The organism is Streptomyces sp. ME02-8801-2C (assembly GCF_033793965.1).
Lineage (GTDB): Bacteria > Actinomycetota > Actinomycetes > Streptomycetales > Streptomycetaceae > Streptomyces.
In genome coordinates, this window is record NZ_JARAXP010000006.1 from 126,448 (window position 1) to 145,030 (window position 18,583).

18 protein-coding genes are annotated in these 18,583 nt (G+C 70.9%); 5 read left to right on the forward strand and 13 right to left on the reverse strand.

Annotated elements, in window-relative coordinates; translation table 11 throughout:
• Positions 1–58: 58 nt before the first annotated feature.
• Positions 59–1,345, reverse strand: a complete 1,287-nt coding sequence (locus PV396_RS20695; RefSeq protein WP_319206608.1) for a tape-measure protein — start codon at positions 1,343–1,345, stop codon at positions 59–61.
• A complete protein-coding gene (locus PV396_RS20700) occupies positions 1,342–2,550 on the reverse strand; it encodes a phage tail protein (RefSeq protein WP_319207369.1) in 1,209 nt (402 codons plus the stop codon). Before PV396_RS20700 ends, PV396_RS20695 begins: the two co-directional genes overlap by 4 nt.
• A 634-nt stretch (positions 2,551–3,184) precedes the next feature.
• On the opposite strand from PV396_RS20700, the gene PV396_RS20705 reads away from it, so the two are divergent.
• Complete coding sequence (locus PV396_RS20705) at positions 3,185–3,835, forward strand: hypothetical protein (RefSeq protein ID WP_319206610.1); 651 nt, start codon at positions 3,185–3,187, stop codon at positions 3,833–3,835.
• A 39-nt stretch (positions 3,836–3,874) separates the two neighbouring features.
• On the opposite strand, the gene PV396_RS20710 is transcribed toward PV396_RS20705, so the two are convergent.
• The 5 genes from PV396_RS20710 to PV396_RS20730 form a co-directional block, all read right to left on the reverse strand.
• Positions 3,875–4,339 (reverse strand): hypothetical protein, encoded by a 465-nt coding sequence (locus tag PV396_RS20710; RefSeq protein ID WP_416071447.1) that lies wholly within the window; start codon positions 4,337–4,339, stop codon positions 3,875–3,877.
• Between the two features lie 8 nt (positions 4,340–4,347).
• The gene (locus tag PV396_RS20715; RefSeq protein ID WP_319206612.1) at positions 4,348–4,638 is read right to left on the reverse strand and encodes a hypothetical protein; all 291 of its coding nucleotides are present in this window, start codon (positions 4,636–4,638) and stop codon (positions 4,348–4,350) included.
• Between the two features lie 121 nt (positions 4,639–4,759).
• Positions 4,760–5,368, reverse strand: coding sequence for a phage tail protein (locus PV396_RS20720; RefSeq protein ID WP_319206614.1), 609 nt, complete (start codon positions 5,366–5,368; stop codon positions 4,760–4,762).
• A gap of 37 nt (positions 5,369–5,405) precedes the next feature.
• Positions 5,406–5,822 carry a hypothetical protein gene (locus PV396_RS20725; RefSeq protein WP_319206616.1) on the reverse strand — a complete coding sequence of 139 codons (417 nt, stop codon included), beginning with the start codon at positions 5,820–5,822 and terminating at the stop codon, positions 5,406–5,408.
• A 150-nt stretch (positions 5,823–5,972) separates the two neighbouring features.
• A complete protein-coding gene (locus PV396_RS20730; RefSeq protein ID WP_319206617.1) occupies positions 5,973–6,413 on the reverse strand; it encodes a helix-turn-helix transcriptional regulator in 441 nt (146 codons plus the stop codon).
• A gap of 226 nt (positions 6,414–6,639) precedes the next feature.
• On the opposite strand from PV396_RS20730, the gene PV396_RS20735 reads away from it, so the two are divergent.
• Entirely contained in the window at positions 6,640–7,332 is a 693-nt protein-coding gene (locus PV396_RS20735; RefSeq protein ID WP_319206619.1) for a hypothetical protein, read from the forward strand.
• Entirely contained in the window at positions 7,329–7,568 is a 240-nt protein-coding gene (locus PV396_RS20740; protein ID WP_319206621.1) for a hypothetical protein, read from the forward strand. The genes PV396_RS20735 and PV396_RS20740 overlap by 4 nt, the downstream gene beginning before the upstream one ends.
• Before the next feature lie 94 nt (positions 7,569–7,662).
• Here the strand turns inward: PV396_RS20740 and PV396_RS20745 are convergent, their stop codons facing one another.
• From PV396_RS20745 to PV396_RS20770, 6 genes are all read right to left on the reverse strand, one after another.
• Positions 7,663–9,696 (reverse strand): M48 family metalloprotease, encoded by a 2,034-nt coding sequence (locus PV396_RS20745; protein ID WP_319206623.1) that lies wholly within the window; start codon positions 9,694–9,696, stop codon positions 7,663–7,665.
• A 47-nt stretch (positions 9,697–9,743) separates the two neighbouring features.
• Complete coding sequence (locus PV396_RS20750) at positions 9,744–10,298, reverse strand: Pycsar system effector family protein (protein ID WP_416071448.1); 555 nt, start codon at positions 10,296–10,298, stop codon at positions 9,744–9,746.
• Complete coding sequence (locus PV396_RS20755; protein ID WP_319206625.1) at positions 10,295–12,394, reverse strand: collagen-like protein; 2,100 nt, start codon at positions 12,392–12,394, stop codon at positions 10,295–10,297. Before PV396_RS20755 ends, PV396_RS20750 begins: the two co-directional genes overlap by 4 nt.
• Positions 12,395–12,427: 33 nt before the next feature.
• Positions 12,428–14,683 (reverse strand): hypothetical protein, encoded by a 2,256-nt coding sequence (locus PV396_RS20760; RefSeq protein WP_319206626.1) that lies wholly within the window; start codon positions 14,681–14,683, stop codon positions 12,428–12,430.
• Positions 14,680–15,606, reverse strand: a complete 927-nt coding sequence (locus PV396_RS20765) for a hypothetical protein (protein ID WP_319206628.1) — start codon at positions 15,604–15,606, stop codon at positions 14,680–14,682. The genes PV396_RS20760 and PV396_RS20765 overlap by 4 nt, the downstream gene beginning before the upstream one ends.
• Before the next feature lie 1,005 nt (positions 15,607–16,611).
• Entirely contained in the window at positions 16,612–17,322 is a 711-nt protein-coding gene (locus PV396_RS20770; RefSeq protein ID WP_319207377.1) for a Crp/Fnr family transcriptional regulator, read from the reverse strand.
• A gap of 415 nt (positions 17,323–17,737) precedes the next feature.
• Here PV396_RS20770 and rpsL point away from each other — a divergent pair, with 415 nt between their 5' ends.
• Positions 17,738–18,109 (forward strand): 30S ribosomal protein S12, encoded by a 372-nt coding sequence (gene rpsL / locus PV396_RS20775; protein ID WP_003948652.1) that lies wholly within the window; start codon positions 17,738–17,740, stop codon positions 18,107–18,109.
• Positions 18,110–18,111: 2 nt separating this feature from the next.
• Positions 18,112–18,582, forward strand: coding sequence for a 30S ribosomal protein S7 (rpsG, locus tag PV396_RS20780; RefSeq protein WP_005481264.1), 471 nt, complete (start codon positions 18,112–18,114; stop codon positions 18,580–18,582).
• Position 18,583 lies beyond the last annotated feature (1 nt).

The following is an 18,583-nucleotide window of genomic DNA, read 5'->3' on the forward strand; positions in this document are numbered from 1 at the left end:
GGGCCGTCACCTCACTGTCATGGGCCTTGTCAGGGATCTGCGGGACCTGCGGGGGCCTTCAGGGATGCGCGTGGGCCGAGGCGAGGAAGAGCAGGTCCTCGGCGGTGGCCCGGGATCCGGCGCCGTCCGCCTCGCGGAACTCGGCCATCCGGTACGGCGAGGACGACGGGGCCCGCCTCCTGCTCGCGAGGGCCCGCTGCTGTTCCAGGGCCGTGAGCGGCAGCACCTTGCCCGCGCGGTGGGCGATTCCGGGTACCGCGACACCGCCCTCGGCGAGCATCGGGATCTTGGGAATGTTGATGCCGAACGTCTTGCCGAGGATGTTGACGCTCAGCGAGTTGAGGCCGTCGATGATCCAGTTGGCGAAGGCGATCAGGCCGTTGATCGGGGCCTTGACCAGGCCGGCGACCATCTCGACCCCCGTACCGAGGAACCTCCCGATGCCGCCGAGCGTGCTCGACATGGCGTTCTTGATCCGCTGGAACATGTCCGGGATGGAATGAGTGATCCAGTTGACGGCGGACTCCAGGACGCCCTGGAAGCCACGCCACACGGAGTCGACCTTCTCGCGCAGCGCCTGCGTGTTCCCGGTGGTGAGCGCCTGCAGAACGGCGAAGCCGGTGCCGACGACCACGCCGACCACGGAAAGGACGGTCGAGACGATGGTGAGGAGCGCGCCGAAGTACGTGCTCACCAAGGTCGCGATGGTCTCCAGGACCGGGGTGATGACGGCGAGATACCCCTCGACGTACTTGAGCACGATCGTCGCGAGCTGCTCGATGATCCGTTGCCCGGCCTCGGAGTTCACGGCGAGGTCGATGAGCCAGCCGGCGACGGGCAGGAGCAGGCCTGCGACGAAGCCGATCGGGTTGGCGCGGGTGAGGAGGTTGATGACCATCATCACGCCGGCGCCGATGGTCATGGCGAGGCCGAAGGCACCCATCAGGTCGCCCACGACGCCCATGGTGCCGGCGAACCCGGCGAGGAGCGTGGCCACCGTGGCGAGCCCGGCCCTGAGCAGGCCGGCGGAGCGCGCGGCGCTCCTGGTCCGGTCGCCGAACGACTTCATGCCCGTGCCGGCCGTCGCGGCCGACTGACCGAGCCTGGTCACCGAACGGGCGGCGGCGTCGGCCCCGGACTTGACCCGGCTCACCGCCTGGCCGCTCCGGGAGACGGAGGCGCGGATGCCGCCGGTGGCCGTGGCGGCGTTCCGGATCCGGCCGGTGAGCCCGCGCAGGGCGCTCGCGCTCCGCGCCGCCTGCGTCCGGAAGGCGTTCAGCACGGGCAGGACGGGGGCGAACGGGTCGGCGCCTGCCGGGCCTGCTGCCGCCGCTGCGGCACTCATCCCCGCCACCCCCGTGCCTTGGCCAGGAACATCAGCGCGTCGGCGGTGCGCTGCGGGTCACTGGAGGTGGCCGCGTAGTAGTTCTCGATGTGCAGGGCACCGCCCCCGCCGGTGGCTCCGTCGGTGCCGATGCGGCCCTGCGCCGCCGCGTTCCTGAGCATCCGGTCCAGCTTGCTCAGCGGCAGCACGGCTTCCGCTTCTCCGGCCTCGGCGAGGATCGCCGGTACGCCGCCGGAGCGGGGCAGTACGACACCGCCGGTGGCGAGGGTGGGGATCCTCGGCAGGTTCAGCCCGAAGGTCTTGCCGCCGACGAACGGCACCCAGCCCGGGATCGACACCCTGATGCTGTTGAGCTTGCCGATCGCGGAGTTGATGAGCCCGATGACCGCGTTGATCGGTGTTCTCACGGCGTTCTTGATTCCGTCGAAGGCACGGCCCGCGATGTCCTTGAGCCCGTTCCAGGCGCTGGTGAGTCTGTCCTTGACGGCCTGGAAAGCGTTCGGGATGGCGGACTTCACCCAGTTGATCACGGGGGTGATCACGGCCTTGATGCCGTTCCACACGCCGCTGACGACGCTTTTGATCGCGTTGAGGACGGTGGTGATGATGGTCTTCCAGATGTTGAAGTACGTCCGGATGACCGTGGCCACGGCCTGCACAACGGTGGAGATGGCCGTTCTGATCCCTTCCCAGATCTTCTTGATCAGGTCGGCGGCGGTTCTCATGATGGGCCCGATGGCCTTCATGACTCTTCCGATGACCGACTGGATGACCTCGAAAGCCGTCTTGAGGATCTTCTGCATGGTTTTCGACTGGGTCGCCATGTCGACGACCTTCTGAATGAGCGGAGCCAGCAGGCTCATGAGCATGCCGAACAGGTTGCCCTTCATCGACTTGTTCATCTTGTCCTGGCCCTTGGCCGCTTTGTTCGACCCGGCCTCGTATTTCGAGATGCCGGTGCCGGCGGTCTGGCCTGCCTTGCCTGTTTTGGTCAGAGACTTCTCGGCCTGGTCCGTGGCGCTCCGCACGGAGTTCGCGGCGGTCACCGCACCTTGGGTCGCCGCCGTGTTTGATTTGATCTGGCCCGCGGTCTTCTGCTCAGCGGTGCCGAGCTTGCTTGTGGCCGTCGCGGCGCTGTTCGCGTTCGTGTTGTAGTTGCCCAGGAAATTGTTGGCGCCGGTCAGTGGGGCGACGAGTGTGGTGATGGTGCGGGCAAGGCCTGCGAAGGCGTTCTTCAGCGTGTTGACCGCGCCGGCGGTTTTCGCCAGATCCGCCGGCTTGGGGGAGCTCAGCGCGGGGCCGGTGGGTTGTGGCGTGCCCGACTTGGCGGAACCCGGTTTTTCGGGTGTCGTGGGCGTCTCGGGCTTCGGGGGCTCCTTTCCTTTTTTGAACCATTCCTTGATGATCTTCTTGGTGTCGTCGAACAGGACAAGGAGGGTGGCGGCCGACAAGATCAGGGAGACGATCAGAACCGATATGGCGCCGAAGTTCGCGGCTTTGAGGGCCTGGAGGATTTCCTTGACGACGGGAATGTTGGAGCCGGCGGCCACAGCGTCCGTGGGCTTGTCTGCCGGCCCGGCTGCGATGGCCCTCTTGAGATCGGTTATTTTCTCGTCGAGCAGCTTCGTGCTGACCAGCTGATTGCGCAGGTCATTGATGCTCGTCTCGATCGAGGTTGTTTTGTCGTATACCTCATCAGTTGTGTGGTTGGCCACTTTCGACAACCTTCCTTGCCCGTTGTGGTGGCGCGGTGAAAGAACCGCCGGGATTTCGTGTCACGATCCTGCTGCGAACCGCCGCAGCCGAGTGGTCGGTGAACTACCGTGTGACTGACGGGACTTGACGCACGAGAGCAAGGCCGATGCGGTGGACGGGGAAGCGAGCAGGTTTCGGCACGACCATGTGATCGACTGGCTCGACCAGTCCAAGGACCTGGCCCATTTGATCGCCCGAGTGTCCGAACTGGTCCTCCGGCAGGGCTACGAACCCGAAGACCTCGTCGTCATGCCCCGCGCCGAGCTCGACCGGCGTGAACTCACCGCCTACAGCGCGGGCTGGGCCGACGTCGTCTCGGAGCAGCTGCCCGGGATACGGCACGAATACGAGGTCCGGATCACCGCCGCCTACCTCCAGGGCCAGGAGGACGCACGGATCGGGCGCCGGCCCCGCCGGACGGGACCCTCGAAGAGGCCCGAGGGTGAGCGCGACGGCGAGGTCATTCCGCTGCCGTACGTCCAGCTGCTCGAACCTCCGCCCGCCGTGACCGGAGTGGAGCGGCGAGGGGAACGGGAGCGGGCCGTGGCCAACCGTGAGCCCGGGGCAGTGGTGGGGTCCGGGCCGGCTTCCGGGTCGGATGCGCCCCCCGGCCCCCAGCCCGATCTCCTGCTCTCGGCCCGTGAGGTACGGGAGCGGCGCGCGGCCGGGGCGTCTCGCGGACAGGAGCAGGAGGCGCCCCCGGCGGAGCCCCCGGACCCGCCCGAGCCTGCCTGACGGCGACCCGGATCGCCGGAATCTCTCGCGGCACCGGCGCTACCCGAAGAAGCGAGCCACCTGGGACGGAGTCGCTGTCGTCGACGTCGGCGACGAAGGCGGTGGTGTCGCTTCCGTGCCGTCGGTATCGTCCCCGTAGTACGGGAACCCGTCCTTGGATCCGTACCGGTCCTCGCCCGCTCTCCCCACCCTCCCGTCCTCCGGCCGCGGTACCGGCGTCGGCAGCTCTGGTGGATCCGCGTCCTCGTCCCTGTTGACGGACGCGAACATCCAGTTGGCGGCGGCCAGATGGTCCACGGTCGCGGCCAGCAGATGGTCGGCGATCGACCACTCGGCGGCCTCGCCGTGCAGTTCCCGGTTCAGGGCGCAGTCGCGCGGCAGATGCTTGACGAGCACCGCGAGCCGTCGGGAGGAGAGCCGGCCGCGATGCCAGTCGAGCAGGTCGATGCCGTAGAAGCGGAGCAGGTCCGCCTCCAGTGCCTCGGCGTGTTCGTCGACGAACACGCCGAGGCTCAGCCTTCCCCCAGGCCGAGCCCCGTCTCCTTGCCGTATGCCTCGAGGATCGCGGCGATGTCCTGCATGGTGACCTCGTGCCGTTCGAAGCGAGCGAACTGCTCCTCGCCCATGAGCAGCTCGAGCAGCCCGTCCACGTCGTTGTCGTCGAGCTTGCGCAGGGCCTTGGCGGTGGCGCGGGACAGCTCGGTCGGCAGGGTGAAGGTGTCGCCGTCCAGGTTGAACGACCAGGTGCGTCCAAGGGCTTCGAGGCGTTGGGCGCGGGCGGCGTTGACGTCGAAAGAGGACATCTCGGTCGTACTCCTTGTCAGAGGCAGTGGTGTGGGGCGGTTCGGGGCGGTTGGGGCCGGACACCGGCTGCGTAGGGGCCGCCCCCGGTGGCCGCTCCCGGTGTCCGGCGGGTGGAGCGGGTCAGACCGCGTACGCCGCGTCCTTCATGACGAAGCCGCCCAGGGATTCGCCCTCCGCGGAGGCGAGGGCCTGGAAGGTGATGCCGAGCTGGGCCGGGGCCTTGCGGCCCAGCTTGATGTCGTCGGACGCCGTGACCTGGCCGCGCGGGATGCCGAAGCGGTACGTCACGACCGAGCCGTCACTCGCCCGCACGTCCGTGAACTCGAGACCGAGTGCGCGGACGTCGGCGTACGCCCGGTCGGCGATCTCGTACTCGAAGACACCCGAGCCGCCCGCGGAGCCCTCGACGGGCTTCACCGAGCCGCCGCCCATGAAGAACGGCAGCGTGTCCTCGTTGAACTGGAGCAGCGAGAACTTCAGCGTCAGGTCCCGGTCGGAGTACACGAAGTGCACCGGGCTGATTGTCTGCCAGCTGTCGACGGCCTCCAGCTTGTCCTTCTTGCTGAAGGTGACCCCCTCGCCGGAGGTGTAGCCCAGGTTCTTCCAGGCGGCGCCCCAGTCGGCGGCCGGGGTGTCGGAGAAGGCTGTCGGTACGGCCGTGCCGGCGACGGCGACGTAGAGGCGGCCGCTTCCCGCGATGCGGATCTCTGAGGTGTTGCTACCTGCCATGGCTGGTTCTCCTCAACTCGTGGACAGAACTAAGGGGTCAATAGACGTTCACGGACACCTTGAGGACGCACACGTAACGGTTGGCCGCCCTGTAGAGGTAGTCGGGCAGCCAGCGGGGGCCGTCCTCCTCCACGACGTCGGTGATCAGATTCGTGCCGTACGTATGTCCGGCCGCGGCGAGTACGGCGCGACGGCCCGCGTTGGCCAGGGTGTGGGCGGCGGCCTTGGTCGGCCCGTACACCTCCAGCTCGATGAGCGGTTCGTCGACGTGCAGATCGCCGATCCAGGCGCCACCGCGCCGGTTGACGAGGACGGCGGATTCGGTGCCGTCGAAGTCGCTGGGCGGCTCGACCGCGACGAGCGCGGTGGAGAGGGCCGGGTCGGCTTCGAGGATGTCCACGATCAGGGCTTCGACTTCGAGAAAGGTCTCGGGGGGAGGTATGGGTGAGGTCATGCCGGATCACCTCGGGCGGCTGGGCGGCTGGGGCGAGCAGGGCGGGCGCACGAAAAAGGGGTTCCTGAAATGTCAGGAACCCCTGGTGAGCGGACACAGCTCTGCTGCTGGCGCCAACTGTGACAGATTGCGCGCTCGCGCGCAACTTGCTCAGTGCGAGGCGAGTGGCGTCCCCGCGCCGGCGGCCGGCAGGAACGGCTCCACGGCTCTGGCGAATCGCGCGCGCCGGTCCGCCGGCACCCCGAGGAGCTCTGCCGCCTCGTCGACGGTCAGTCGGCGCATCGGGGTGGAGGCCGGAAGCGGGGCGGGCAGGTGCGCGCGGGGTTCGGTCAGTTCCTCGGCGGTCAGCCGGCCGGAGCGGATGAGCATCTCGCGGACGGACACGTCCAGCACGCGGGCGAGCCGACGGGTGGTCTCCAGGTCCGGCATGCTCTGCCGGTGCAGTAGCCGCGTCACGGCGGCCCGGTGTACGCCCGCCTCGTCCGCGATGCGTGACTTCCCGCCGCCGCGTGGGCTGTCGATGTCGTAGCCGCGCCCGCGCATCAACCCTTCGACCCATGCCGCGAACACGTCAAGCTCGGGGGTGGTCATTGGCGCTACTCGCTTTCTTCGGGGGTGTCGAGAGTTTAGCTTGCTTGCGCGCGCGGAATTACGAGCGTGCGGCCACTGTGGCGCAAGGGCACGGGGGAAAGGTCCGGGGGCATGTGGGGTTCGTTGGACGGACGGCGCGAGAGCGCCATTCATAGCGTTCATGGCTTGGGCGCTCAGAACTTCTCGGTGTCGGGGATCGCGGCCGACCCCTGCCTCGGAGGTTCCGATGGCTGACTGCCCGACCGCGCACGCCGCGCTGTGGATCGGCGTCCTGGTGCAGCAGTTCCCCGAACTCGCCGAGGAGTTGGCTCCCGGCCGGGGCCGCCCGCCCGGTAACCGGGGCCGTACGGCACCCGAGCCCTCGGCGGAACTCGGCGCTCGCCTCCGCCGGGAACGCGAGGAGGCCCTGTTGCTCCAGCAGCACCACGGTCTGGCGGCCCCCGGGCCCGGAACGGCTCCGCTGCGCCTGCACATATCCGACGCCATCCGTGACATCGCGGACGGCGTGATCGAACTGGAGGAGGCCGTACGCGACCGGCTCGGGCTGGCCCGGTCGGACCGTGCTCCCGTGCCGGAACGGTTGTGCCGTATCGGTGCCCTGCTCGACGAGATCGCCACGGACCCCGAGCTGGCCGCGCATGTGCGCGACGAGACCCGCCGGATGGCCCGCCGCTGCGCCCGGGCGTTGGGCGACAGCGAGATCGTCGTACGGGTGTCCGGTCGCTGCCCCTGGTGCGACTCGGTCTCCCTGCGGGCCTTCCCCGACCGCCGGGCGGTTCTCTGCATCAACCCCGCGTGCCGCTGCACCGATACCGACTGCGGCTGCCACCACGATCCCGGCCATCGGCACAGGTGGCCGGAAGGGGAGTGGGAGGAACGGATCGCCACCGCGGGCTCGTTCGTGGGGAGCAGCCGGTGAACCCGCCGACGAACACGCGGACGAGCGCTTCGTGGGACGGTTCGGCGACCCTGATCACCGGTGAACTGGCGGCCCGCGAGATCGGCGTGGCACCTGCCACCATTCGCAAATGGGTTCAGCTGGGTCGTCTCACCGCTGCGGGCCGGGCCGGCCGTGCCCTGCTCTTCCGCCTGGAGGACGTGTTCGCCGCGGAACGCGCGACGCGTGCGGCGGCCAGGCGGTCACGGGAACGCTGAAGTCCCCGAGGACGCTGAAGTCGCCGAGGACGCTGAAGGGCGGCCACCCGGACGCGGGGTGACCCCCCTTCGAGGGGGCCGGTGACGCTTCGGCTCAGCGCTGTTGCTGCTGCAGGTAGGGCTGCAGGTGGTGCAGCCGGGTGTAGTAGTCCGGGTGTGAGGAGAGCAGCTTGCTCAGCGGGCTCTCCTCCGGGGCCACGCCGTTGTTGAGCGCGGCGAGCGCTGCCGTCTGCCGCTGCTCCTCCTGGTGGAGCTTGCCGAGTACGGAGGCCAGCATCGGGGCGAAGCCGAGGGCGGCGGCGTGCTCGTCGGCGCGGAGTTCGGCGCGGCGGCCGACGGCTGCGAGCGCGTACGGAACGCCGAGGATCAGCAGGGGCAGGCCGTACAGGGTGCTTATGGTCGCCATGGCGATGCCGCCGAGGACGAGTACGACGAAGCCGACGCCGAAGCAGGAGAAGGCGCGGGACACCTGGAAGACGAACACGGAGAAGGCGCGCAGGAACCGCCAGGCGATACGGCCCGGCTGCGCGTACCAGTAGCCGAGGAGCCCCGACCAGGCGTGGCCGCCGACGTGGTGGCCCAGCTCGTGGGCCATGACGGCGGCGAGTTCGCCGTTGGGCAGCTCGTTCATGGCGAAGCGGGTGACGCCGACGATGTGGCCGGCGGCGGCGACCGCGTTCAGGCCGTCGCTGTCCTCGACCCAGAGTTCGTAGTTGCGGCCCTCGACGCCCGCGCGGGCGGTGACCTCGCGCCAGACCGGCTCGAGTTTGGCTCGTTCTTGCGGCGTGGGGTGGCGCAGGTGGAGCAGACGGCGCGCGAGGGCGCTTTCGGTGGGCTTGTGGAAGACGAGTGCGCCGCTCAGGATCCAGGCGATGATCACGAGGAAGGCGAGGTCGCCGAAGAAGAGGGAGAACATGCTGACGACGAGGAGGCTGCAGAGGAAGTTCGGCAGGTAGAGGAGGAGGTTGCCCACGGCGGTGGCGTCGGTACGCCGCTGGTGGGCGGCGATGTGGACGCGGCCACGGTCGGTGGAGATGTGGTGGGGGTGCTCGGTGGGGCCGGCGTCGGACGCGCTGGGTGTCGCGGGGGCTGCCGGGGGCTGCGGAGGGGGCGTGTACTGCGGGGGGATGGGCTGGGCGGTGGCCTGGGGGTAGGGCGGGGGCTGGGCGGGGGTGGCACCCGGGTAGGCGGGGGGTTGGCCCGGGGTAGGGGTGGCGCCCGGGTGGGTGCGGGCGTCGGTGGGCGAGGTCGCGCCCGGGTAGGTGGGGGGCTGGGGGGTGCCCGGGTAGGTCGGGGGTTCGGCGGTGCCCGGGTACTGGGGTGGCTGGGGCGTGCCTGGGATGGCCCCGCCCTGGGTGGTGTCCGGGTTGGTCTCGGGTTGGGCGGAGCCCGGGTAGGCCGGAGGCTGGGCAGGTTCCGGGTACTGGGGTGGCTGGGTCCTGCCCGGGTCGGTCTCGGGGTGGGGCGAGCGCGGGTACGTCGGGGGTTGGGCCGTGCCGGGGTACTGGGGTGCCTGGTCGGCGCCCGGGTACTGGGGTGGCTGGGTCCTGCCCGGGTCGGTCTCGGGGTGGGGCGGCCCCGGGTACGTCGGGGGTTGTGTCATGCCGGGGTGCTGGGCTGGCTGGGCAGGTTCCGGGTACTGGGGTGGCTGGGTCCTGCCCGGGTCGGTCTCGGGGTGGGGCGACCCCGGGTACTTCGAGGGTTGGGTCATGCCGGGGTACTGGGGCGCCTGGTCGGCGCCCGGGTTGGTCTCCGGTTGGGTGGCCCCCGGGTACTGGGGTGCCTGGGTGGAGCTCGGGTAGGTCGGGGGCTCGGCGAAGCCCGGGTACGACGGGGGTCGGGTCGGGTCCGGATATGAGGGTGGCCGGGGCGGGTCCTGGCTCGAGGGCTGGTGGGCCTGGGTCGGGTACGACGGTGGCTGGGTGGTGGTCGGGTACTCGGGTGGCTGGGTCGAGTCCGGGTACCGGGGTGCTTGGTGCGCGGCCTGGGGGTTCGTGGGCGTGGGTTGGCCGGGGTAGGGCGGCGCGGACTGCTGCTGGGGTACTGCCAGGTCAGGGTAGGGCGGCGGGTACAGCGGCTGCTCGGAGGGCTCGGGGTGTTCCGATGGGGACGACGGTGGGTGGGTCATGGTCTTCCTTCAGGTGCCGGGGTGGTGGCTGAGCGGTCCGAACCTGTTCAGCCGATGAGCAGCGAGGCGGGGAGGAGGAGCGTGCCGGCGCAGAACGAGATCAGGCCGGTACGGATCCACTGGTGCTTGCGCGCGGCGATACGGCTCGTCTCGGTGAGCGCCGAGGTGAGCGCGGCCGTGGGATCGCGCTGCGTGTCGGCGAGCGCTGTCTCCAACTGGCCCAGCCGTACGGCCTGTTGGATGTCGCCGAAGTAGGAGAGGGGCTGGCCCGGCGTCCAGGGTTCGGAGCGGTAGCGGGGCAGGACGGCAAGGAGCAGCGAGAACAGGGACAGCACCAGGGACGCGGCCCCGGCGCTCCAGACGACGGTGCCGAACGTGGTCAGCGCGGCCGGGTTCCAGTTCCGCCCGGCGAGCAGTCCGCTGAACACCCCGGCGGTCATGCCGAGCGCGGCCACCAGGACGGATGCCTTGCTGTCGGCTCGGGCGATCTCGGTACGGAGGTCCACGAGGAGGCGCTCGCAGAGCTGGATGCGGTCGGCGGGGCCGGCGGGAGTTCCTGGCGGGGGCTGGGCCGGGGTGGTGGGAGCGGGGTCGAGCGTCACCTGCCGCTGCCCGCCCTGTCTTCCTCCGCCTTCGAACCGGCATCGGCGCCTTCGGCCGGCCCGTCCGGCGGTGCGATCTGCTGCTCGGGGAGGGTCGGGGTGCTGCCGTAGCCCGGGGGCGGCTGCCAGGCGGGGGCGGCGGCGCCGGGGGTATGGGGAGCGGGCGGGGTGTACGGCTGCTGGTACGGCGGGGGAGTGGGCGGGGTGTAGGCGGGGATCGTGGGGGCGCCGGGGAAGCTGCTGCCGGGGCCCGGGGTGCCGTACGCGGGGGCTGCTCCGTAGGGCGCGGCGGTGCCGGGGGCGGGGGTGCCCGGAGGTGTCGCAGGCTGGGCCGGGGGCTGGGTGCCCCAGGTGGGGGCGGTGGCCGGCGGCTGACCGGGAGCGGCAGCCGGCGGCGCCGGGGGCTGGGCCGACTGGGCCTGGGGAGCGGCGCCCTGGAGCTGATCGGAGGGCTCGGGGCCGGACCGGCCGAAGGAGTGGCCGGGGTGGGCCTGCGAGGGGTCCGAATGGCCGGGGGTGTTGTCGGGGTGAGCGCGCGAGGAGTCGAGGCCACCGGGGACGGGCCTGCCCGGGGTGACTCCCGGCTGGCTCGGAGCGAAGCCTGGCTGGCCCGGGGCGACTCCCGGCTGGCCCGAGGCGAAGCCTGGCTGGCCCTGGGGGATGACCGGCTGGCCCGGGGTGATTCCCGGCTGGTCCTTGGTGAAGCCCGGGTGTGCCGGGAACCCAGGGGCCCCGGGGGCCCCAGAGAACTCAGGGGGCCCAGGGAATCCGGGGGCCCCGGTGGTTCCAGGGAATCCGGGGGCCCCGGCGGGCCCAGAGAACCCAGGGGCCCCGGCGGGCCCAGAGAACCCAGGGGTCCCAGGGCTCCCAGGGGTCCCGGGGGACCAAGGAACCCCGGGGGGCCCAGGGACCCCGGCGGCCCCAGGAACCCCCTGCCCGTACGGCGTCTCCGGCGTCTCCGGGCCCGCCAGTGGTGGAGGGGTCTGGGGGACGCCCGGGAGGCGTTGGTTCAGGATGTCGCTCACCGTGCGCAGAGCCAGCTGCTTCGGGCCCTCCAGTTCGAACTTCTCCGCGTTGTCGCCGTGCAGCAGGTCCTTCACCAGGTCCATCTGGGCCTGGATCATGCGGAGCTGGTCGTCGCGCATGCTCGTCATGACCATGCGGGAGTCCTCGGGGTGCTGGGCGAGGTGGAGGGCCCAGGCCTGGACTCCGCCCTGTTGCAGGTGCCACTGGTAGAAGGCGATCTTCTGTGCCTCTATCTGCTGCAACTCCAGTTCCTGGTGGCCCTGTTGGATGGAGAGCTGATGCTGCTGGCTGCTCTGCAGGGCCGCCTGTTCGTAGTCCCAGCGCTGCTGCTGGAGGGCCAGGTGCTGCTGCTGGGCGCCGTACGACATCGAGCGCTCGATCTGGAGGGCGTCCTGCTGACGGTTGCGGCGGTCCACCTCCACATCGATCTCGGAGCCGCGCTGGGCCGCCCGTACCTGCTCGGTCGCCGAGTGGTCGATCGCCTGGAGGCGGCGCTGGTGGTCGATGTTCTCCTGGTCGCGGCGCAGCCGCAGGGTCCAGGTCGCCTGGAGGCCGGCGGGGGCGCCCAGCGGGCCCAGGACGTTGATCGCCTGGAGGAGCTCCCCCTCGGCCGCCGCGCTGTCCGCGATCGGAAAGCGCCGGCTCACCGGGCGTGCGGCGCGCTGGAGCTCACCGATGAGCAGGCCGGGCACGTCCCGGTGCCCGCTCTCCACGAACCGGGCCGGGTCGACGACCTGCCAGGACATGTCGATCTCGGCCGAGAACTCGAACGCGTCGTTGTCACTGGGGAGGGTCAGCGTGCCGGAGAACGGGTGCACGCCCATGTCGATCTCGTACACCGCCGTGTAGTGGCGGGCGGCGATCTCGCTGCGGGTCGGGCGGCGGGGCGGGAGGTAGGACTCGTAGCCGCCCTTGGCGGTCGCGAAGACGAGCGCGTGGTCGATCCGGACCGTCGACTTCAGGGAGAGTTCGAAGCGCGACAGCTGCCGCACGGTGAGGACCGGGTCGATCAGCTGGGTGTGCCGGTCCGCGGTCTGCTGCCACTCGGGCGGGCGGTTGAAGGCGGGCATCGTGCGTTGCTCCTCGGTGAGCGGGGACGTGACTTACTGGCGGACGGGGAGCGTCGTGATCAGGCGGGCCGCCACCGCGGGCGGGGCCGCGCCGTCCTCGCCCGGCATCGTCCGCAGGAGGTGGCCCAGACGCTGGTACTCCGCCGGGGTGGTGACCAGGGTCGGGAGAAGGGCCGCCAGGGCCCATTCCGTGGTCGTGGAGCGGTCGGCGATGAGGACCCACTCGCGCAGCACGTCCAGGGCATGCCGGGTCGCGTTCGGGTCGCCCAACGCCGCCCGCCACAGGAACGGGATGCCGTGGGCGGCGGCCGAGCCCTCGGTGGCCGACCGCGCGTACCAGTCGAGGACCAGCGGATGGCCGTACCGCTCGTCGTCCTGCGTGTGACGGCAGGCGCTGACGAAGCCGTCGATGGTCAGGTCGTGTACCGGGCGGTCGTCGGCGAGGTGCGTGCGCAGTTCGGCGAGGACGCGGTCGCCGGCCTCGGAGAGGAGCAGCAGGGCGACCGCCTCGGCGAGTTCGCGGGCCATCTCGCGGTCGAAGGCGTCCTGGTCGGCCAGCCCCCGGTGCAGGCTGCGGGCCGCGGCGCGCAGGGCGGCCAGGGCCTGTTCGGGGCGTTCGGCGCCGATCAGCGCGTACGCCCGTACGGCCACCCAGCGCAGCCGCCGGTCCTCGCCCTTGGACCACTCGTCGAGGATGCGCGGGATGTTCGGCGTGTCGATGAGATGGGCGAGGGTGAGCGCGTTGACGGCCACCAGGCGGTGCCGGAAGCGGTTGGAGATCGCCCAGGGTTCGATCACCAGGGCCATGGCCGAGGGCAGATCCGTGCGGGCCAGGACGGCCACGGTGGACGCGGCCCGGGTACGTACGAGAGGGCGGCCGTCGTCGGCCAGCCGGCGCAGCCAGTCGATCAGCGCGGGACGCGCGGAGGGGTGGCCCGTCCAGACCTCGCGCAGGAGTACGAGAGAGGCGCGGTCGTCGACGAACGCGGCCTTCCGCTGGGTGACCGGGCCCCACTCGGTGTTCTCGTCCTCCTCGTACAGCCTGGCGCGGGCCAGTTGGAGGCGCTTGCCTACGTGGGTGCCGAACACGGGGACGTCGGCATGCGTGGCCGGGGACTGGGTCTGCTGGAGGAAGCGGTAGAGCAGGTCGCTGAGCTCGGCGGTGAGGGCGTACGGACCGCCGTCGAACGAGGCCAGCGCGACCAGGAACGCCTTGTCGCGCAGATGGACCGACCCCTCGTCCTCCTCGAACCACTCCTGGACCTGGTTCTCCAGCGAGATCAGGGAGAACTGGCCGACGGCGTCCTCGGTGACCTCGCCGGCCGCGAACCGGCCGAGCAGCTGTGCGAAGGCGGCGACCTCGCGGAGCTGGTGACTGCGGCCGAGGAACTCGGTGACGTAAGGGAGTTCGAGCAGTTTCGCCGCCGTCTCCTGGTCGTCGACGCGGCTGCGCAGATGTGCGGCGAGCACCTCGGCCGGAGGCGGCGACCGCCATTCGACGACCGGTACGTCCTCCAGTACGGCGGTGTGGCCGACGGTGACGACGAGGTACGCGTCCTGCGCGGCCAGCCGGTCGCGGGCGGCGAGGAGATGGTGCTCCCGGAGGGGGCGGTCACGGCGGGTGGCGAGGTCGGCGAGGACATAGCCGCGGGTCCGGTTCCCGGGTTCCTCAGCGGTCTCCTTCGGCGCGGTGAACCTGTCCGCCAGCGCGCTCGGGTTCGTGTCGCGGTCGATCGTGTGTACGGGGGCTGCCCCGAGCCGGTGCAGAAGGGTCAGGGCTGCCGTGCGTCTGCCGGTGAAGCGGGCGCCGGACAGGACGAGGACGCGGTCGCGGCGCAGCCGGGCGAGCAGGTCCTCGACGGTCGCCTCGGCGGCGACGAACGAGGCGGCGAGCCGGTCGAGCGTGGACTGCGGGACCTCGCCGGAGGCGGTGGACGGCGCGGAGAACCCGGGCATCGACCACTGGTGGATCTCCGTCTTGGTGCCCATGATCACGTCACCGGTGACCCGGCCCCCGCTGACACCGTGCTGGTCGCCGCCGACCAGGCTGCCGCCGAAGCGGGCACGGTCGCCGACGTTCATGCTCCGGGGGCTGTGGTGGATCAGGTCACGCCGGGCCGACCAGGCGGTCTGGGGCCGCTCCTGTTCCTCCGAGCCCTCGGCGCCCTCGGACTCCTTCGCGTCCTTGGCGGCGCCCTCTCTGCCGTCCTTGCCGTCCTTGCCGTCGTCGGCGGCGGGCGGGTCCTCGGGCCCGGAGCGGGCGGGGGACGGCGCGTCCGGGGTGCTCATGAGGCGTCACCCCCGTTGCTGCCGCCCATGTTGACGTCCCCGGTGACCTGACCGCCGCTGACGCCGTGCTGGTCGCCGGCCACCACACTGCCGCCGACGTTCACGGCGCCGTTGAAGTTGAAGACGGCGCCCGGCGCGGGGCGGCTCTCCGGCGCCGGGGAGGTGCCCTGCGCGGGGACCCTGGGTGACTCCGTCGCATCCGGCGCCTGTGGCGTCTGCGCTGTCCGCGGTGTCTGCGGTGTCTGCGGTGTCTGCGGCGCCGGGCGGTCCCCCGAACCGCCCGGCGCCTCCCCCGCCCCCGTGTCACGGTGGTCCTGGTCGGCCGTACTGTCCGGCGCCGCCTGGTGGCCGCTGGGCGGCGGGCCGTGCAGCCACGCCTTCATCGGGCCGTTCTTGGTTTCCACCCCGACCGCGTGGAACTCGCCGGCCGGGATGCCGGGATGGTCGTGCCGTACGACGCCGGTGTACAGGGCGTCCGAGACGATCAGGGCGAGGTCGTCGGGGCGTTCGCGCAGCGCCGCCCGCAGCAGCTGGGCGTCCAGCAGCCGGCAGGCGTCGTTCAGGTCGGTGCCGACCCAGCCGTCGTGGTCGTCCACGGCCACGTAACCGGTGGCCACGACCCCGCGCAGCCGGATCTGGGCCGAGCTGGACGCCATCCGGTTGACGACCTTCAACTGTGCCGGGACGTCCACGAGGAGGGCCCGGAGCAGGGCGGTGACCGGGGCGTTCGCGTCGATCAGCTCCATCACGGAGTCGCCGCGGTCGGCGCGCAGACGGCGGGTCTCGTCGATACCGGCGCTCTCCAGCGCGCGGTCGGTGATGTCGTACAGCATGCGCCGCAGGTACGCCTGCTCGACGTCGTCCCGGTCGCTGAACCTCTCGATGTCCAGCAGCAGGATCGTGCGGCTCACGGGGTCGGTCATGGTCGCCCTTCGACAATGTGCGGGGTGCTTGCAGCAGCGTGGTGGGTGGGGGTGGTGAGGTGTGAGGGCGGATGACGCAGTCGGAGTGTGACGGTGTGCACATACGCTCCGCGGGGTGGGGGAGTTGGTGCGGGCGTCGATCTGGGGGCTGCCGCCCCCAGGCCCCCGCTCCGGCCCTGAACGGGCCTTGTCCTCAATCGCCGGACGGGCTGAGTTGCCTGGACCGGCGTCAAGAAAGCAGCCGTCCGCGGAAGCCACCGCGCGGACACCACCGCACGCAGCCACCGCGCGGACACCACCGCACGCAGCCACCGCACGGACACCACCGCACGCAGCCACCGCACGGGAAGCCACGGCACGCAGCCCCGCACGGAGGTGCGCCGCAGGGACGCCGCCGCACGCAGTCGCCGCACGGAGTGCGCCGCGCGGAAGCCACCGGACGGAAGCCACGGCACGCAGCCCCCGTACGGAGGTGCGCCGCGCGGAAGCCCCCCCCCGCACGGAAGCCACGGCGCGGAAGCCCCCGAGCGGAAGCCACGGCATGCAGCCCCGCACGGAGGTGCCCCGCTGGGACGCCGCCGCACGCAGTCGCCGCACGGAGGTGCGCCGCGCGAGCCCCCGGACGGAAGCCACGGCACGCAGCCCCCGTACGGAGGTGCGCCGCGCGGAAGCCCCCCCGCACGGAAGCCACGGCGCGGAAGCCCCCGAGCGGAAGCCACGGCATGCAGCCCCGCACGGAGGTGCCCCGCTGGGACGCCGCCGCACGCAGCCGCCGCACGGAGGTGCCGCACGGAGGTGCGCCGCGCGAGCCCCCGGACGGAAGCCACGGCACGCAGCCCCGCACGGAGGTGCGCCGCAGGGACGCCACGGCACGCAGCCCCGCCCGGACGTGCGCCGCAGGGACGCCACGGCGTGCAGCCCCGCACGGACGTGCGCCGCGCGGAAGCCCCCGAACGGAAATGCGCCGCATGGAAGCGTGGCCGTCGTATCCCGGCTCACCCCTTCTCACCCCTCCGCCGCGGCGATCTCTCGCAGGATGTCCGGTCTGCGTATCAGGAGCGCCCGTCTTCCCGTCTCCACCGCCTCCTTCTCGCGCAGTTCCTTCAGCAGACGCTGGACCATCTCCCGTGACGCGCCCACCGAACCCGCCAGTTCCTGCTTGCTCAGGGGGACGGAGAGTTCGATGCCCTCGGGGGTGCGGCGGCCGTGGGTGCGGGCCAGGTCGAGGAGGAGGATCGCGAAACGTTCTCGGACGTTCATGGACGCGAACTCCAGGCGGCGGCGGTCCGCGGCCCGGGTGCGGTCGGCCGTGAGGCCCAGGAGGGCGAACGAAACAGCAGGTGAACGGCTCAGGAAGTCCTTGAAGCGTTCGTGTTCGACCGCTACCGCGCGGACCGCCTCCAGGGCGGTGACGGTGGCCGAGCGGGGGCGGCCGGTGAGCGCCGCCGACTCGCCGACTATGTCGCCGGGGCCGCGCAGCGAAAGGAGGGCCTCGTAGCCGTTGGCGGCGGACGCGGTCACCTTCGTCCAGCCCTGGACGAGGAAGAGGACGTGGGAGGAGGGCTCACTCTGGTGGATCAGGGCGACCCGGGTGGCGAAATTCAGCTCGCGGCCCAGGGACAGGAGGGCTGTGCGGTCGTGCTGTTCGAGGCGGGCGAGGAAGGGCACCCGGTCGTCCAGGCCCCCGTCGTCCAGTGAGTACGCGGCCGTCCTCATCACGCTCTGCCCCCGAATCGTCGCAGCGGACGGATCAAGGTACTGAACGGGCAGGTCCCCGGAGCTGTAAAGGGCGCGATTCAGCCACCTTGGCTCGCAAGCGGCCAAAAGTAGGCGCAAGCTGCCACAAGCAGTCAAAGGAGGGTTCGGAAGTGGCCTGGGGCTGGGCGTGTCGTAGCGGCCTTCATTTGTTTTGACCGAAGTCGTTGAGGTAGGTACGCTCAGACCTTGTGCCTGGGGTGTGCCCTGGCCCTCGTGCGTGCCTTCGAACCGCACGGGGAGCCGTAAGCGGCCACCGCGATCTGCGCCCTTCCCGCCTCACGGCGGGAATCCGCAGTATCCGACACACCCGACCGCGTGGGTCGGCGACGTTCCAGGTTAGCTTCACCATCGGCACACAGAAACCGGAGAAGTAGTGCCTACGATCCAGCAGCTGGTCCGGAAGGGCCGGCAGGACAAGGTCGAGAAGAACAAGACGCCCGCGCTCGAGGGTTCTCCCCAGCGCCGTGGTGTCTGCACGCGTGTGTTCACGACCACCCCGAAGAAGCCGAACTCGGCCCTGCGTAAGGTCGCGCGTGTGCGTCTGACCAGCGGGATCGAAGTCACCGCTTACATTCCGGGTGAGGGACACAACCTGCAGGAGCACTCCATCGTGCTCGTGCGTGGTGGCCGTGTGAAGGACCTGCCCGGTGTTCGCTACAAGATCATCCGCGGCTCGCTTGACACCCAGGGTGTCAAGAACCGCAAGCAGGCCCGCAGCCGCTACGGCGCCAAGAAGGAGAAGTAAGAATGCCTCGTAAGGGCCCCGCCCCGAAGCGCCCGGTCATCATCGACCCGGTCTACGGTTCTCCTCTTGTCACGTCGCTGATCAACAAGGTGCTGCTGAACGGCAAGCGCTCCACCGCCGAGCGCATCGTGTACGGCGCCATGGAGGGCCTGCGCGAGAAGACCAGCAACGACCCGGTCATCACGCTGAAGCGCGCGCTGGAGAACATCAAGCCGACCCTCGAGGTCAAGTCCCGCCGTGTCGGTGGTGCGACGTACCAGGTTCCGATCGAGGTCAAGCCCGGTCGCGCCAACACGCTCGCGCTGCGCTGGCTGGTCGGTTACTCCCGCGCCCGTCGCGAGAAGACCATGACCGAGCGTCTGCTCAACGAGCTTCTCGACGCTTCGAACGGCCTCGGTGCGGCCGTGAAGAAGCGCGAGGACACCCACAAGATGGCCGAGTCCAACAAGGCCTTCGCGCACTACCGCTGGTAGT